This is a genomic window from Pseudoalteromonas sp. TAE79 (genome assembly GCF_000498015.1).
In the GTDB taxonomy this organism is placed as follows: Bacteria; Pseudomonadota; Gammaproteobacteria; order Enterobacterales; family Alteromonadaceae; genus Pseudoalteromonas.
The window spans coordinates 88912-105124 of the sequence record NZ_AUTL01000221.1; the positions used below are offsets into that span (position 1 = coordinate 88912).

16 protein-coding genes are annotated in these 16213 nt (G+C 39.0%); 9 read left to right on the forward strand and 7 right to left on the reverse strand.

What is annotated here, in order from left to right; translation table 11 throughout:
- Window positions 1-26: 26 nt before the first annotated feature.
- A complete protein-coding gene (rlmF, locus tag L655_RS0117110) occupies window positions 27-959 on the reverse strand; it encodes a 23S rRNA (adenine(1618)-N(6))-methyltransferase RlmF (RefSeq protein WP_024605688.1) in 933 nt (310 codons plus the stop codon).
- 128 nt (window positions 960-1087) lie between these two features.
- Between rlmF and L655_RS0117115 the strand changes: the two genes are divergently transcribed.
- Complete coding sequence (locus L655_RS0117115; RefSeq protein WP_024605689.1) at window positions 1088-1996, forward strand: alpha/beta hydrolase; 909 nt, start codon at window positions 1088-1090, stop codon at window positions 1994-1996.
- On the opposite strand, the gene L655_RS0117120 is transcribed toward L655_RS0117115, so the two are convergent.
- From L655_RS0117120 to L655_RS1000000126765, 3 genes are all read right to left on the reverse strand, one after another.
- Window positions 1993-3426 (reverse strand): sulfotransferase, encoded by a 1434-nt coding sequence (locus L655_RS0117120; protein ID WP_024605690.1) that lies wholly within the window; start codon window positions 3424-3426, stop codon window positions 1993-1995. The two genes, L655_RS0117115 and L655_RS0117120, sit on opposite strands and share 4 nt — an antisense overlap.
- 250 nt (window positions 3427-3676) lie before the next feature.
- A complete protein-coding gene (locus L655_RS0117125) occupies window positions 3677-6259 on the reverse strand; it encodes a TonB-dependent receptor (protein WP_024605691.1) in 2583 nt (860 codons plus the stop codon).
- A gap of 310 nt (window positions 6260-6569) precedes the next feature.
- Window positions 6570-6740, reverse strand: a complete 171-nt coding sequence (locus L655_RS1000000126765) for an oxidoreductase-like domain-containing protein (protein ID WP_010553991.1) — start codon at window positions 6738-6740, stop codon at window positions 6570-6572.
- Between the two features lie 112 nt (window positions 6741-6852).
- Between L655_RS1000000126765 and L655_RS0117130 the strand changes: the two genes are divergently transcribed.
- Together L655_RS0117130 and L655_RS0117135 are read left to right on the forward strand one after the other, a co-directional pair.
- The gene (locus L655_RS0117130; protein ID WP_007582356.1) at window positions 6853-7275 is read left to right on the forward strand and encodes a hypothetical protein; all 423 of its coding nucleotides are present in this window, start codon (window positions 6853-6855) and stop codon (window positions 7273-7275) included.
- An 87-nt stretch (window positions 7276-7362) separates the two neighbouring features.
- Window positions 7363-8727, forward strand: a complete 1365-nt coding sequence (locus tag L655_RS0117135; RefSeq protein WP_024605692.1) for a leucyl aminopeptidase family protein — start codon at window positions 7363-7365, stop codon at window positions 8725-8727.
- Between the two features lie 38 nt (window positions 8728-8765).
- Here L655_RS0117135 and L655_RS0117140 read toward each other — a convergent pair whose 3' ends face one another.
- A complete protein-coding gene (locus tag L655_RS0117140; RefSeq protein ID WP_024605693.1) occupies window positions 8766-9152 on the reverse strand; it encodes a VOC family protein in 387 nt (128 codons plus the stop codon).
- A 70-nt stretch (window positions 9153-9222) separates the two neighbouring features.
- Window positions 9223-10305 carry a ketoacyl-ACP synthase III gene (locus tag L655_RS0117145; RefSeq protein WP_024605694.1) on the reverse strand — a complete coding sequence of 361 codons (1083 nt, stop codon included), beginning with the start codon at window positions 10303-10305 and terminating at the stop codon, window positions 9223-9225.
- Between the two features lie 153 nt (window positions 10306-10458).
- On the opposite strand from L655_RS0117145, the gene L655_RS0117150 reads away from it, so the two are divergent.
- The 6 genes from L655_RS0117150 to L655_RS0117175 all read left to right on the forward strand — a co-directional run bounded on the left by L655_RS0117150 (window position 10459) and on the right by L655_RS0117175 (window position 14843).
- Window positions 10459-11766 carry an amidohydrolase family protein gene (locus tag L655_RS0117150; RefSeq protein WP_024605695.1) on the forward strand — a complete coding sequence of 436 codons (1308 nt, stop codon included), beginning with the start codon at window positions 10459-10461 and terminating at the stop codon, window positions 11764-11766.
- A gap of 8 nt (window positions 11767-11774) precedes the next feature.
- Window positions 11775-12185: a DUF4440 domain-containing protein gene (locus tag L655_RS0117155; RefSeq protein ID WP_024605696.1), complete on the forward strand. Its 411-nt coding sequence runs from the start codon at window positions 11775-11777 to the stop codon at window positions 12183-12185.
- A 61-nt stretch (window positions 12186-12246) separates the two neighbouring features.
- On the forward strand, window positions 12247-13488 hold the full coding sequence (locus L655_RS0117160) for a histidine kinase (protein ID WP_029752066.1): 1242 nt from the start codon (window positions 12247-12249) through the stop codon (window positions 13486-13488).
- On the forward strand, window positions 13485-14012 hold the full coding sequence (locus L655_RS0117165; protein ID WP_024605698.1) for a response regulator: 528 nt from the start codon (window positions 13485-13487) through the stop codon (window positions 14010-14012). The genes L655_RS0117160 and L655_RS0117165 overlap by 4 nt, the downstream gene beginning before the upstream one ends.
- Window positions 14013-14039: 27 nt before the next feature.
- A complete protein-coding gene (locus L655_RS0117170) occupies window positions 14040-14462 on the forward strand; it encodes a DCC1-like thiol-disulfide oxidoreductase family protein (protein WP_024605699.1) in 423 nt (140 codons plus the stop codon).
- A gap of 102 nt (window positions 14463-14564) precedes the next feature.
- Window positions 14565-14843, forward strand: coding sequence for a peptidylprolyl isomerase (locus L655_RS0117175; RefSeq protein WP_002959014.1), 279 nt, complete (start codon window positions 14565-14567; stop codon window positions 14841-14843).
- Between the two features lie 61 nt (window positions 14844-14904).
- Here the strand turns inward: L655_RS0117175 and L655_RS0117180 are convergent, their stop codons facing one another.
- On the reverse strand, window positions 14905-15636 hold the full coding sequence (locus L655_RS0117180) for a MauE/DoxX family redox-associated membrane protein (RefSeq protein ID WP_024605700.1): 732 nt from the start codon (window positions 15634-15636) through the stop codon (window positions 14905-14907).
- Between the last annotated feature and the right edge of the window lie 577 nt (window positions 15637-16213).

A 16213-nucleotide genomic window follows, 5' to 3' on the forward strand; every position in this document is an offset into this window, starting at 1 on the left:
TTTTATTGTTTTTAATAAAATTGGTATTAATCAAGCTCGCTACAAATTTGCTCGCGGGTTTCTTTATCAAAGTAGCTCCATGCAATAAAGCGGCTAATTTTTTGACCTTGTGCCATATCAACTATTTTATATTGTGCTATCGGGTGGGCTTTTAATACTTTTTCAAGGGCTGCAATATTATCTTTTTTGGATACTAACGACGTAAACCACAGTACTTGCTCTGCAAAGTCTTCGCTTTCTTTAATCATATTAGAGATAAACTGTACTTCACCGCCTTCGCACCATAATTCATTATTATGGCCACCAAAGTTAAGCGCGTTACTTGGTGTTTTGCCTAAGTTTTTCCATTTACGTTCACTACCTTTAGTCGCTTCTTCTTCACTGGCATGAAACGGAGGATTACAAAGTGTTAAATGGAATAAATCTTTTTGATTTATAACGCCTTTAAAAATATGTGATGCGTTTTTTTGTTGTTTTAGGGTTATTTTTAAACCATTAAACTGAGCAATTTGCTTTGCTATTTTTACTGAGGTTGCATCAATATCAGTCCCTGTAAAATGCCACTTATATTCACTTGTACCAGTAAGCGGGTAAACTAAATTAGCGCCAGTACCAATATCAAGTACTTTAATTTGCTTACCTAAAGGTATTTGTTGTTGATTATCATCACTTAATAAGTCGGCTAAGTAATGAATGTAGTCAACACGCCCAGGTATAGGTGGACATAAGTTGTGCTCGGGAATATCCCAAAAATCAATATTATAATGTGCTTTTAAAAGAGCTTGATTTAGTGTTTTAACGGCTTTGTTATCACTAAAATCAATACTTTTAGTACCTGCAGGTGTGGTTATAACAAAGGGCAGTAGAGCAGGGTGCTCTGTTGTTAATAAATCGAAGTCGTACCCATTTTTATGTAGGTTACGAGGGTGTAATTTTGAACGTGCTTTATTTTCTTTCATGGCTTCATTTTAACAACAGATATGATGTGGTGATTGTAACAAATGCTGATGAGTAAAGTGCAGACATTTCCTTTGGTATATTTAATATTGCTGGTAGGATGAGTTGAAAATAATAAAAAGGAATAACTGTGGCAATTTCTCAGCAATCAATAATAGTTGATTTAGACTCTCAGCAAACTCTTCATTTACGCCGTATTAGCGATGAAGATCAGCAAGGGCCCATCGTATTTTTTATGCATGGAGCAATAGAAAACGGTAAAATTTTTTACACCCATTCTAATAAAGGGCTTGCCCCTTTTTTGGCTGAGCATGGGTATAGATGTTATGTGGCTGATTTACGTGGACGAGGTGATAGTAAGCCAATTATTTCGAGCGAGTCCGAATATGGACAAACTGAGTCTATCCTAGAAGACATTCCTGCCTTTATTAAGCAAATAGAGTTGATTGAAGGCAAGAAGCCTGACTACTGGGTCGCTCACTCTTGGGGCGGGGTATTGATGAACAGCGCGTTTGCACGTTTTCCAGAATATATTAATGATGTAAAAGCGTGTGTGTATTTTGGCTCTAAGCGTTCTTTATTTAATAATCATCCTCAAAAATTATTACAAGCCAATTTAATTTGGTATTTTATGGCACCTTTACTTGCTAAAAAACACGGCTATTTAAATGCTAAAGGTTATAAGTGGGGAAGCGATAACGAAACTCAAAAGTCGCATTATCAAAGTATGCAATGGGCTAAAAAGAAGCCATGGATAGATTCTGATGATAATTTTGATTATGCAAAAGCGCTAAACAACCTGCATTTACCGCCAACGCTTCATATTGCTGCGGTAAAAGATAAAGCATTAGCGCAACCAATCGATATTCAAAAATTTATGGACGAATCGGGGCTAGGCATTCAACAAATGCAAATTTACGGTCGTAAACACGGGCATAATTTTGATTACGATCATATTAATATGCTTACCCACCCAAGTGCGCGTGATGATCAATTTAAAGATTTACTTAATTGGTTTAAAGCACATCCGATTAATTAATTCTCATCAAGTAACTTTAAAAGAGGTGTTTTGTAACGCTCCCACTTAGCGATTGCGGCGTTATTAATAGGTTGGCGAATAGCATGTTTACTCAAGGTCGTTACCGGTGTTTTTTGTTTATAAAATGCTAAGCAGCGCTCTTCAAAACTACAGTTTAAAAAACCAAGTAACTGCGTTAGCTGCTCTTTTGGGTTACTCACTAAATCTTCGTAACTGACATCATAAATTGGCATCTCTTTAAAAGAGTGCCAATGGCTCATCAATTTTTCATACAACTTATGATAAAGCTTAAACTCAGGTAGTGAGCAAAAGTAAGGCTCGTTTTCAGCAAAGTAATTAGTGAAGATAGAAAATGCGGTGGCATTAAAATCACGACTTAAATTTATAAATTTAGCATTTGGAAATAGAATATATATAAGTCCGAGCGACTGATAATTACTCGGCAGTTTATTTATTATAAAAGGTCTGATGGGCGATGCTGTTTTTAATGTTGTAATATACAGCTCGCGGACTTTTTTGATTAAATCCGGCGTTAAATATGCTAAACATTGCGGGTAAGTCACTCCCGTTTTTTGTTCGATAAAAGCAACTGCGTTATTACTAATACTCGTGCTCTCTCCTAGGCTCGAAAACTGACTATGGCTTGCCAGCATTTGCTCCACAAGGGTAGAACCACTACGAGGCATGCCAATAATAAATACAGGCGTGATATTACCCGTAAACTTTTTATCGGCAGAGGCTATAAACTCCTCGGTGTTGTATTTTATTATTTCATCGTAAAAAGGGGTTAAATCTTTAGTGTTAAATTCACTTAATTTTTTTTGTAATTTATTCGCCAATATAAAATAATTAAATGCTTGCTCGGTATCCTCAAGTGCATCGTAACTGTTTGCTAATGCGTAGTAACACACCATTTTTAAACGTAAATTACTCGTTTGAGTTAATAAGTGGTGCAAATTACTTACATAATTATGCTCATTATCAAAGCGACCTAACTGCACAAGTTCAAATAAAATATAAGCTGTTACAGGGTATACCCCAATACTGAGTGCATGAGCAAAGGTTGTATGAGCTTTATCTAACTCGCCATGTGTTAAATAGTGCTGTGCTAAGTAATAATGAGGCTCTGGGTTATGACTTGCTAATTTTTTTGCGTATTCAAGCACCGTTAGTGCATCGTTTGGCGAATGAACACCGTTAAATGCATCAGCAAGGGCATGTAATGGTTCAAGCATATGAGGCAAGCGCTCACAGGCTTTTTGGAGTAGGTATACAGCAGCGTCGTAACGTTCTAGTCGTAAGGCAATTCTGCCTAAGCCAAATAAAGCCTCACCATTTTCAGGGTTACTATTTAATAGCGTTTTAAAATGAAACTCAGCTTCTTTGAGTTTATTTTGTTGCAGTAGTTGGTTGGCTTTTTCAAGTAGCATAGTTATACCAATTTTATTAAAAAAATAATCATTCTATCGCATTAAATAGCGTACTCACTGCGTTAAAAATTATTCATATAGAGCAACTATATATCATAGTTTTCGCCTTGTTATTACGCTATTTTCTGAGCGCTATAATAGAACACTTATTCAATGCAATTGGTATTGTTCATTATTATTTTTATTAACTATAAAATTAAAAAGGCGAAATGTCTTTAACATTTCGCCTTTGGTTCTTCATGAAAATAGTTTAAAAAGTATATGTTGCTTTAGCGTAGTAAAAGCCACCGTTAATACCAAACGGAGATGTTTCGTAGAACTGACCACCCCAGTTGTTATTAGGGATGCCCGTTGCATCTGCAAAATCAAGTTTTTCAGCATCTTGGTCGAATAAGTTTTGAGCACCTACTGAGAAGCTAACTGATTCATTTAAGAAGTAAGTTACTTCAGCATCAATAGTGACTGCAGCATCTGCTGTTTTAGCTGTTGCATCATAATCAACGTGAACACCTTGGTATTCGCCGTAGTAGTTTGCACGAGCAAATGCAGAAACTGATTCCCATTGTTGAGACAATGTGAACGTTGCACGATGATTAGGTAAATCTTCTTCTAAACGCTTAACTTTAAACGCACCTGTAATTTCACTAAATTTAGTTACTTCAGTATCATTCCAGTTATATGCAAGGCTAAATGTAGAGCTACCGCCCATTAATTCAGCTGTATAGTTTGCAACTAAATCGATACCTTGTGTTGTTGTGTCAAAGTCGTTTGTAAAAAAGCTTACCTGAGCAAGACCTTGTACATTAGGTACTCCTGCTGCTGCAAGGGTATCTTTGTCTGCTTGGCTTAAGTTGATTTTATCTGATTGGCTAATACGGTCATCTACTTGGATGTTGTAGTAATCAAGCGTTAAAAATAATTCGCCAATTGTGTATACAGCACCAAGCGTATAACTTTGTGATTCTTCCGGCTCAAGCTCTGTACCACCTAATTGCACTGCAATTGGGTTTGTTGGTGGAAGAAGCGCTGAATCTTGTAATACACCGCCATCTAAACTTGTTTGTACATTACTTACGTTAGCTTGACCAACCGTTGGTGCACGGAAACCACTGCTTACAGAGCCACGAATATTTAAATCTTCAGTTAAATGGTATTGAGCCATTACTTTGTAGTTAGTGGTAGTGCCAAAGCTGTCGTAGTCTTCAAATCGAAGTGCTACGCCCATTAAGAAGTCTTCAGTAAACGGTGCTTCAACATCAACATATGCTGCATAGTTACGGCGAGAAAATTCACCTGCTTGTGATGGTTTAAAACCAGGAAAGCCGTTAGAGCCAATACCAAAACCTTGTGCTGTTAAAGGGCCTGCAGTGTAAGATTCTTCATCACCAGAGACGATAGTGAATGTTTCTTCATGCCATTCAAAACCACCGGCAATGTTTACATCATATGCTAAACCAAAGTCGACACCCTTTGATAAATCAAAGTTAAAGTTTTTCTCTAGCTGTTCGTATTTACCTGGGCTAAAGTCACGTGGCGTATCTGCACCTAAAGAGGCATTAACCGTGTCGTAAATAAAGTAACGTGATTCATTTAAACCTACAGTGCCGCTTAAGTCATAGTAAGTATCTTTTAAGAAGCCACCAGTGAATCGACCTTTAGTACCAATAGTTAAAGAAGTATCAGTAATGTTACCGCCAAAGTTAGGTGTAAAACCACCTAGAAGCATCTCATTAAAGGCAAAACAATCTGGGTTGTTTGCTACACCATTTATGTAAGCAGGATCATCTAGTACATTGCCGTCTGTTATTGTGATAGTTGGACAGTTAGCGCTCATATCAGGTGTTGTGTCGGCAACAAGTAATGTTTCGCCACCATCATTTGAGTAAACACCAGAACGTGTTTGCGGGTTACGGTAATAAAAACCGCCACGTACATCACGTTCAGAGTAGTTACCAAACATGTAAAATTCAGAGTCGTTTGTTAGCTCTAAACCCACATTACCAAAAATAGTAATATCGTCATCTACTTCTGGTGCGCCCCATACTTGTGCAAGAGAAGATACATCAGGCACACCTGCAGCTGAAAGTGCTGCGGCATCGGCACGTTGAACTGAACGACTTGTTGCATCAGCTGTTTTATATTGAAAGCTTAAATTAGCAAAACCATTGTCGGTAAACGGTAAACCTACGTTACCCGACACTTGTGTTGTATCGCCATCACCTTCATAAAATTGACCATGGCGGATTTCTAATTTACCACCTTCTGAAGCGTCTTTTAGTTGGAAATTCATTACACCGGCGATTGCATCAGAACCATACTGCGCAGCCGCGCCATCGCGAAGTACTTCTACTTGTTTAATCGCAATGCTTGGAATAACTGAAATATCTGCGCCTTGCGCGCCATCGTTAATACCACCGCCTAAAAATGCGATTACAGAAGCACGGTGACGACGTTTGCCGTTTAAAAGAACCAATGTGCTGTCTGACGGTAAACCACGTAAGTTAGCTGGACGAACAAGAGAAGCCGCATCACTGATAGGGTTTTGGTGTACGTTAAACGATGGTACTGCACCTTTTAAAAGTTCAAGCATGTCAGTGTTACCTGACTTTTCAAGCTCTTCGCCGCCAATAATGTCGATTGGAACCGGTGAGTCACCTATTGAACGAGGAGCTGAACGCGTACCTACTACGGCAATTTTCTCTACGTTTTTATTTACTTTAGTTTGCTGTTGCTCGTCTGCTGCAATAGCAGAACCCGAAAAAAACAACCCTGCAGTGGTTGTAGCTAAAGCAAATTTGATTGCTTGGTTTAGCGCATTATTTTTTAATTTCATTCTAATTTTCCCCAGTTAGAATAATTCTTATTTTTGATGCTAATTTCACATCATTTATTTTTTACTTAATTTTTTGTTTCACATAAGTTTGAGGGTTTAGCTCAAAAGCCTAATCAATTAAGCTTACTTTTTGTGAAGTCCTATTTACAGACTATAGGTAAAAAACTGGAAGGGCAATTACTAATTAACCATTTGATAACAAAAAGATTCAATTTAAGAAAAAATGCAACAATGGTGCAAAGTAAAGCTAAAATGAACTAAATAAGTGAAAATAGGGTTGTTGAGAGGAAAATTAATGCGTTATCAGTATTTAAATGTTATTTATTTGTTTCTTTTTGGTGGGGTTTTCAATGTTTTGTGCGCATCGCCAAGTTGCTAATTTTTCTTTATATTCATCCCACACGCAGGGGCAGCAACTGCCACCACCACAACATTCATCAGATTTTGGTTTTTCAGGTTTTTGCGGTAGTTGGTTTGTCATATTCAGTGTTGTTGTATGTATTTAATACTAATTTGGTGCAAAGGATAAGTTAAAGGATGTTGTAAGTAAATTATTCTTTGTGAACCCGTGCTGCTGTGTGAAAATAAAAGTTATGCGATTATATAAAGTTATTCACCGTGCACCTTGGCGGGTAGTTAAAATTAGTAAAAAACGCCAACAGCTGCGTTTTCGCCGTGCTATGGTGGCGCTTAAAATTGCACTTGCGCAAGAAAAACAAGAAACCAAAGAAATGCTCTCTATTTATAGGCGCTACACTCAAGGCCAAACAAGTAAAGAGGAGTTAAAGCGCGCAAATGAGCAATTTGTTGATATTTTAAAAGGGTTAGGGCTTGGTGTGTTTGCAGTATTACCTTTTGCCCCGCTTACAATTCCTTTAGTTGTTAAATTAGGGAGTTTAGTGGGAGTTGATGTACTGCCAAGTTCGTTTAATATGAACAAATCAATTAAAGAACTTGATGCTAAAATAGATCAAGAAAATCAAAAGCAAGAATCCAAAAATAGCTTAAAAAAGTAGCTAAAATCCCTTCAAATTAGCGATACCTTTTAGGTGCGCTTATTGATATGCTCTTAAGTACCATTTTTATATTATATGAGCTTTTTAATGAGTGCATTACTACGTCATACATCTTCTGGTATTCCTTTATCTTTTATTCTTAAAAACGAATTATCTGACTGGCAAGCACAGCAGCCTGCATTTATACAAAATTGGTTAACTAATACAGGTTTTGAAAAGCAAGGTGTTGCTTTAATTCCTGATGCTAAAACGGGCGAGTTAAGCCAGGTATTTTGTTTAATGCAAAGTAGCGATGATTTTTGGGCTGCGGGTAATTTAGCAAATACACTTCCTACTGGTACTTATCAAATTCAAGGCGAGAGCGCTTTTGTAGAGCAAGTTGCTTTAGGGTTTGTGCTTGGTGGTTACGAATTTAGTGAATATAAAGAAAAACCAACAGCAAAAGCGCAATTAGCCATTAGCGATAAAGCGTTGTTTGAGCGTATTAGCCAACAAGCTGATGCTATTACACTTGCACGTGATTTAGTTAATACGCCAGCGGTAGATATGATGCCGCAACATTTATCGCAAGTAATGGAAGATTTAGCTGCAACTTACAATGGCGAATTTTCACAGTGGATTGGCGATGAGTTACTAGAGCAAAACTACCCGACTATTCACATGGTGGGTCGTGCAAGCGAAAATAAACCGCGTTTACTTGATTTAAAATGGGGCGCAACAGATGCTCCATTAATTACACTAGTAGGTAAGGGCGTATGTTTTGACTCAGGTGGACTTGATTTAAAGCCAAGCTCTGGCATGCGTAACATGAAAAAAGACATGGGCGGCGCGGCGCACGTAATTGCACTAGCACAGCTTATTATGGCAGCTAACTTACCAATTAGATTACGAGTGCTTGTACCTGCTGTTGAAAATGCAGTATCGCGCAATGCATTTCGCCCGGGCGATGTTGTTAAAACACGCAAAGGCATTATGGTCGAAATTGATAATACAGACGCAGAAGGGCGCTTAGTATTGTGTGATGCATTAAGCGAAGCACAAAACGATAATCCTGAGCTAATTATTGATTTTGCTACCCTCACGGGTGCATGTCGTGTTGCACTGGGCACGGAGCTTCCGGGCTTTTTCTCAACAGAGCGCGATGTAGCAAACGGTATTATTGATGCAGGTTTAAGTGTACATGATCCTGTTTGGCAACTTCCGTTGTTTGAGCAATACAAAAACTTACTAAAAAGTGATGTAGCCGATATGGCAAACTGTGCAAGTACACCGTTTGGTGGTGCTATTACTGCAGCGCTTTACTTAAAAGAATTTGTTGAGCCAACAACACCGTGGGTACACTTTGATGTAATGGCGTGGAACTTACGTGCATTACCAGGTCGTCCAACGGGTGGTGAAGCATTAGGTATTCGTGCAGTGTTTAACTACTTACAAAATCGTTTTAATAAGTAAGTTTTTGATTCAATAGTAAGAACTTGAGCTTATGAGTTTTAAACCTCATAAAGCTCAAGTGGCAAGTTATCTGGATCGGCAAAAAAGGTAAACTTTTTGCCGGTTATTTCATCCACTCTAATATCCTCAACGTTTACATCGCACGACTCTAAATACGTTTTTGCAATCTGTACATCCGCTACCTTAAAAGCTAAATGTCTTAAGCCTTGTGCTTCGGGATAGCTTGGTCTTGCGGGCGATCCATCAAACGAAAATAGCTCTATTTGGCTACCATCGGGCATGGCTAAATCTAACTTATATGAATTACGATCAGCTCTAAAGTGCTCATTAATAACGTCAAGTTTAAGTACATTGCTATAAAAGTGTTTAGAACGTACATAGTCACTACAAATAATCGCAGCGTGATGAATACCTAAAAGTTTCAAGTTTAATTCCTTAAAAAGCAAAAACGCACTTAAATAAGTGCGTTTTAAATGTGGCTTATTACATGTTGTGTTAGCTTTGCTCGGCTTCTTTACATGCTTTAACAGCCGGTGCTACAAGCTCTAAACCAGTTTTATCACATGGCGGTAAAGCGGCATCACTTACACTAATAGGCGTTACACGTTCGCCCCATTTTATGTAACTTGCAGCCCACGTAAGACCTGCACCAAATGCAGCAGACATAATATTTGAATGCGGTTTAATTAACCCTTGCTCAACCGCTTCACATAACGCAATAGCAATCGTAGCAGCAGAGGTATTACCATACTCACCAATGTTAACCATTACTTTTTCGTCAGGTACTTTTAAGCGATGCTGAATAGCCTGAATAATACGTAAGTTAGCTTGGTGTGGAACGAGTACATTAATGTCGTCAAGGCTCAAATCAGCTTGCTTAAGTACGTCGTCGCAGGCTTCACTCATACCTTTTACAGCACGTTTAAATATTTCACGACCTTCAAATAATAAATCAGAAGGGCCAATTGGCTCATACTTATTTAAATCGCTACCAAAGTTGGTGATGTGTAAAATATCGCGGTCTTCGCTGTCACAACCGGTTTTGGTACCAAGTAAACCAGCAGGCGTATCGGCAGNAGCTTCAAGTATTACTGCACCTGCGCCATCGCCAAATAAAACAGCGCTATCGCGACGTGCCCAGTTTACGTACCAGGTCATACGCTCAGCGGCAATGACCACGGCTTTTTTGATCATACCCGCTTGAATTTGTGCTGTAGCAGCTTGCAATGCATATAAAAAGCCCGAACATGCCGCGTTTGTATCCATTGCGGCAGCGCCGGTTGCACCAATATTTTTTTGCACTTGTGAGGCGGTATTTGCCACAACAGTAGAAGGTGTACAAGTGGCTAATATCACTAAATCAATATCTTTAGGATCAACGCCCGCGCACGCAATAGCATGCTTAGCAGCAACGGTTGCCAGCTCGGCGGTACTTACATGGCTCACTCGGCGAGATTTAATGCCTGTACGCGTGGTTATCCACTCGTCGGTGGTATCAACTATTTCACTAATTTCATCGTTGCTAATGCTTGCTGGTGGAATGCATTTACCCCAACCAGTGATATGTGCGTAAGGCATAGTATGTTCTCTTAAGGTGGTCTGACATGTATTTCTAATGGGTGAGTTATACCAAAAAACGGCTTTCAAGACTAGTTTATAGCATGCTTTGTGTCGTAAATATTCGCAATTACAGGTTATTTAAGGTAATGCTAGTATAAAAAAGGAGCAAGTATGAAAACAACACTAATAACAACATTCACTTCAATAGCGCTGGCATTAATTGCAAATGGGGCTTTTGCCCAACAGCATAAAATTATTTATGCGGGCAGCTTACTTGCATCTGAGGATCAAAAAGCAAAAACAGAGCAAACGTTAGTCATAACAGATAATACAATAACAGCCATTAAAAACGGCTACCTCACAAAAGCAGAACTTAACCTATCTGATGCCGATATTATCAATCTTAAAAATCAATTTGTAATGCCTGGTCTTATTGATATGCATGTTCACGTTACGTTTGAGCGAGATGCTAAAGCAAACCCTCACCGCTGGGCAACAGAATATGATGCCGATTATGCTTTGCGCTCAATTAAATATTTGCAACGTACGCTCGATGCGGGTTTTACATCAGTGCGAGATTTAGGTAGCGATCATAAAGTTATATTTCCGCTAAAACGCGCTATCGAGAGAAATGATATTAACGGCCCTCGTATTTTTGCAGCGGGTAATACAATATCGCCTACCGGTGGACACGCTGATATGCACGGTTATCGAAAAGATATTACAGATGCGGTTACAGGTGGGATTGGTATTTGTAATGGCGCGGATGATTGTAGCCGTGCGGTACGCGAGGTAATAAAAAGTGGCGCTGATGTAATTAAAATTACTGCCACAGGCGGAGTATTGAGTAATACCGCCGCAGGGGTTAACCAACAACTTACAGATGCAGAGCTGATTGCAATTGTTGCTACTGCTCATCACTTGGGTCGTAAAGTTACAGCGCATGCGCACGGTACACAAGGTATAAAAGCGGCCTTAAAAGCCGGTGTAGATTCTATTGAGCATGGCTCTTATTTAGATAAAGAGGCAATAAAGTTATTTAAAAAAACGGGAGCTTATTTAGTACCGACGCTTTTAGCGGGTGCAACGGTAAGCGAAGAGGTGCTTACAAATCCAAATATGCCACCGGCAATAGTCGACAAAGTGCGTGAAGTGACTCCAAAAATGCAGGCTTCGTTCAAACTTGCACTGAAAAACAAGGTTAATATAGCCTTTGGAACAGACTCAGGTGTGTCGCGTCATGGGCTTAATGCTAACGAATTTAGTTTAATGGTAAACAATGGTATGAGCGAAGCCCAAGCTATTAAGTCAGCAACCATACATGCAGCTAAACTACTGGGGCAAAGCGCACTCATTGGCGACTTGAGTGTTGGTAAACAAGCAGATATTATCAGTGTGAATGGCTCACCGCTTAAAAATATCGACGTACTTAAAAACGTGCAATTTGTTATGAAAGCCGGGCAAGTTTATAAACAATAGGGAAAGTTATGAGCAGCAAAATAAAAGTGTCGTTGTTTAATCATTTGATTGACGCTGAGCGCCAGTTACTAGACCCAGAAGTTCGCCAATCTGAGCGCGCATTAGATGCTTTACTCGATGATGAATTTATCGAAATTGCTGCCAACGGCACTACATTTAATAAATACCAAGTACTTACCCGCTTACCTACCGAGGTTGTGCCACAGTTTTATAATCAGCATTTTAAGGGCCGAATGCTGAGCGATGATGTAGTGCAACTTAGTTATCAAGCAGCTTATAGGCGCTCTGCTCGCAGTGAATTTAATTATTCATTGCGTATGTCGCTTTGGCGCCAAACTAACGGGCAATGGAAAATGGTGTTTCACCAAGGAACGCCTTGTGCACCGTTTTCAATTTCAATTTCGATGGATGATGATTAAAAATCATATAACCGTTAAAATAACCTTATTAAACATTTGATTGGGCAATCACCTCTTGTTAATGCAAACCGACCCCACCATTAGTCGACTATTAATGCTGCGAAGCGGCGCTATTGCGGTGCAATTAATTGCTGTGCTTAGCGTTTATTTTTTACTAGAACATCAAATCGCATTACTGCCATTACTGATTGTTATTGCCGTTGAGGCTGTGTTTCAGCTTATTAGCCTGTTTGCCTATCGTAATGTAAGCCGCGCTAAACCTTTGGGTATGTTGATGCAGTTAACCGCTGATGTATTATTTTTAACGGTTTTGCTCTCTCTAAGCGGTGGTGCAACCAATGCATTTGTATCACTGTTATTGCTCCCGATAATGATCGCTGCTGTTACGTTGCGAGAAAAAGGATTAGCTTATATTGCGGTATTAGCCATTGCCGCATACAGTTTTTTACTGATAAAGATGCCCGATCACAGCATGCATCAAATGAATATGAGTGGTCACTTTATTGGCATGTGGGTCAATTTTGTTTTAAGTGCCAGCGTAATCGCATTAGTAATTGGCGCAATGAGCAGGGCACTTAAAGAGCGAGAGCGAATTATTGCAAACGTGCGTGAAAAACAATTGCGTAATGAACAGCTTGTTACCCTTGATGGGGCCGCAGCACAAATAACCCATCAACTAGCGACCCCAATTGCAAATTTACAGCTATTGTTTGAAGAGTTATTAGAAGAGCAACCAAACAACCCCATTGTTAAGCACATGCAAGCGCCGCTTACTCAGTGTAGTACGCAACTTAACGACTTTAGAAGGCTCTCAGAGCAATTACGCGTTAAAAATTCGCAAGAGCATACCACCGTAAAGCAACTGCAAACGCAAATTACAGATACGCTTTTACTGCAATACGCTGATCAGCACATTAAATGGATTACGCCACCTATTGCAGCAACATTGATAAGTGATGCCATGTTATTGCCTGCTATTTTAAATTTATTGCAAAACGCCGCGCTCGCTAATCAAAAACAAGGTCAAACTCAATTAGAGCTGAGTTGGCAGCAAGATAACTTACATAGTGAATGCGTTTACTTGTTAATTCGCGATTTTGGCCCTGGCTTTTCATCATCGCAATTAGCAGAGCTGGGTGGTCAACTTATGCCAAGCGATCAAGGAATGGGGCTTGCTGTGCTTTTATCAAATGTTACCTTCGAGCGTTTAAATGGCTCACTTACCTTGTTTAACCATGCAGATGGCGGCGCTGTCGCCAAAGTTAAACTCGCTATTGTAAACACTGAGAATAACGCCTCATGAAGTTACTTATAATTGAAGACGACATTAATTTAGCCTGCACACTGGCAAGGCGCTTAACTAAACAAGGCTTTACCTGCGAGGTGGCGCATAATCAAAGTGATGCATTACTTACCGCGCGTAAACTATTGCCCGACTTTGTTTTATTAGACATGAAACTAGGTGACGATAACGGACTTACACTAATAAAGCCGCTGCGTAGTTTGCTCCCCCAAACTCATATTGTTTTACTAACCGGGTTTGCAAGTATAGCAACCGCAGTAGAGGCAATGCGTTTAGGCGCAAACGATTACCTTACTAAGCCGGTTGATATGGCAACTTTATTAAAAGCGCTTAACACCGAGCCTGTGGCAACGGCATCGAGTGCTATTGATGATGCGGTTATGTCGCCAGAGCGTTTAGAGTGGGAGCATATTCAACAAGTATTACACAGTAATAATGGCAATGTGTCGGTTACCGCAAGGCAACTCAATATGCATAGGCGTACTTTGCAGCGCAAGTTACAAAAAAAGCCAGTGCAGCAGTAGTTTAGTGCTTAATTTGAGGAAGGTGTTATGAGCGATGATGCAGTGACAATAATGCAAAATCAAAAAATTATATTATTCGACGCGCAATGCAAGCTGTGCAGCACGTGGTGTAATTTTATTATTGCTCACGATAAAAATACTATTTTTAAATTATGCAGCGTACAATCTCCTAAAGGTGAATTGTTGTTAACACACTTTGGTTTTTCAACAACTGAATATGCCTCAATGGTGTTTGTTGAAAACGGTAAAGCGTATACGCAAAGCCATGCTTTTTTTAATGTTGTTAAGCAGCTAGGTTACCCATACAAACTAGCAACTGTATTTAGTATTTTGCCAACTAGGTTTAATAATTGGTTATACAATAGGATTGCTTTAAACCGCTATACCTTATTTGGAAAATATCAGTATTGCAGAATTCCCAACCCAGAGGATGCCAAACATTATTTATAAATTAGGCGTTAATACACTGCAGTATAAGTAGATGCTAGGTTTATGAGGTTGTGTTAAAATCGCCGCGTTTAATTTTAGCTAACGGTATAAAAGGCTTTTTTCATGGCAAACACAGCACATGCACTTCACATTTTGGTTAAACATAAAGAAATAGCAGAAGACATTATTAAGCAATTAGGTAAAGGTGCAAAGTTTCAAACCTTAGCTAAAAAGTATTCGTCATGCCCATCTGGTAAAAAAGGTGGTGACTTAGGTGAGTTTAGGCGCGGCCAAATGGTCCCTCAGTTTGATAAAATTGCATTTAAAGGTGCAATTTTAGAGCCTCACTTAGTTAAAACTAAATTTGGCTGGCATGTAATTAAAGTGCTTTATCGTACTTAATAAGCTCGCTGACAATTATTTAATAGGCTGCACACTGCAGCCTTTTAAGTGTTAAGTCTTTTTATTTAATCAACATCCAAATACCTGCAGCAATCATAAACAGGTTTTCGGTCAGAGAGACAAACCCCAGCGGTACATTACTATCACCGCCAACGCAGGCACACTTAAGCTCTCGTTTGTCTATGTAAACAGCCTTAATCACTGACACGGCTCCAACTCCTCCAATAAATAAAGAAATTGGTGCAACAACATAAGCTGAAAACCCTGCAATCATGCCTATACTGACAAATGCTTCTAAAAATGGATACACATAAGCATACCTAACTACTTTCATAGCAAATAAATCATAGGTTATAAAAGAATTACTAAAGCTGTATAAGTCGCGTAATTTTTGAATAGCCAGTACGCCCATTGTTAGCGCGACAAACAGCATAACTGTATGTATAGAAAAAAGTGCAAAGCCAGTCGAGTAGCTAAATGCAAAGGCAAGTAATAACGTGACAGCAAAAATGGCCGTAACGGGGGTATAAGTTGTACCTTGTTGGCCTGGCTCTGATTTATTAAAGTAAGCGCGCAAATCATCATATCCGCCAATGCGTTCGTTATCGATAAATGTTTGGGGTGTGGTATCAACATTGTGTTTTTGTTGAAATGCATCGGTTTCTTCACGCGAAGTCAGTGGTTTATCATCTACCTTATAGCCCTTTCGCTTCAGTAAATCTTTTGATTTGAGTCCAAATGGGCAAATATGCTCATCGGTTACCATTCTGTATAATATTGCTGACTTAGCCATGCTTGCTCCTCATATGTAATTCGTTATTAATTAGCCCTTTAGTAATAGTGAGAGTGTATAGCGGTATGAAAGAATTTAATGGCACCTTGTAATATTTACGTGGCATTTGAAATAAAATAGCGCGCAGCACACTCATTAAGAACACATAATAGACAATGCACGTATAGTGCCAGCGCTTTTATAAAAACGTAGAGGGTAAGATTTGAGTAGCAGAGGGTTTTTGTTAAAAGCTTATTGAAATATCGGCTTACATTAAAGGTTAGTGTCAGGTATTAATTTATACAATTTAATAGGTTATAAAATGGTTTGGTCTCTAAAGTTGGAAGGTGCGGGAGTATTGTAAGAAAATCCATCGAAAATTAATAGAAGCTATATGCTGAATTTCTCTTATTGTGAACATAGGAGGTGAATATGAAAAAGCTTATACTTTTATTGTTATCATTTTAACTATGGGCTCTGTCATTTAAATATATGTTACAGATGGGGATAGTGATGGTTACAAGCAAATAAATTGGAGTTGCGCATTTGAATACCACAAAGAACTAGTTGGTCAAAAAGTAACTTCAACTGCCTTTTA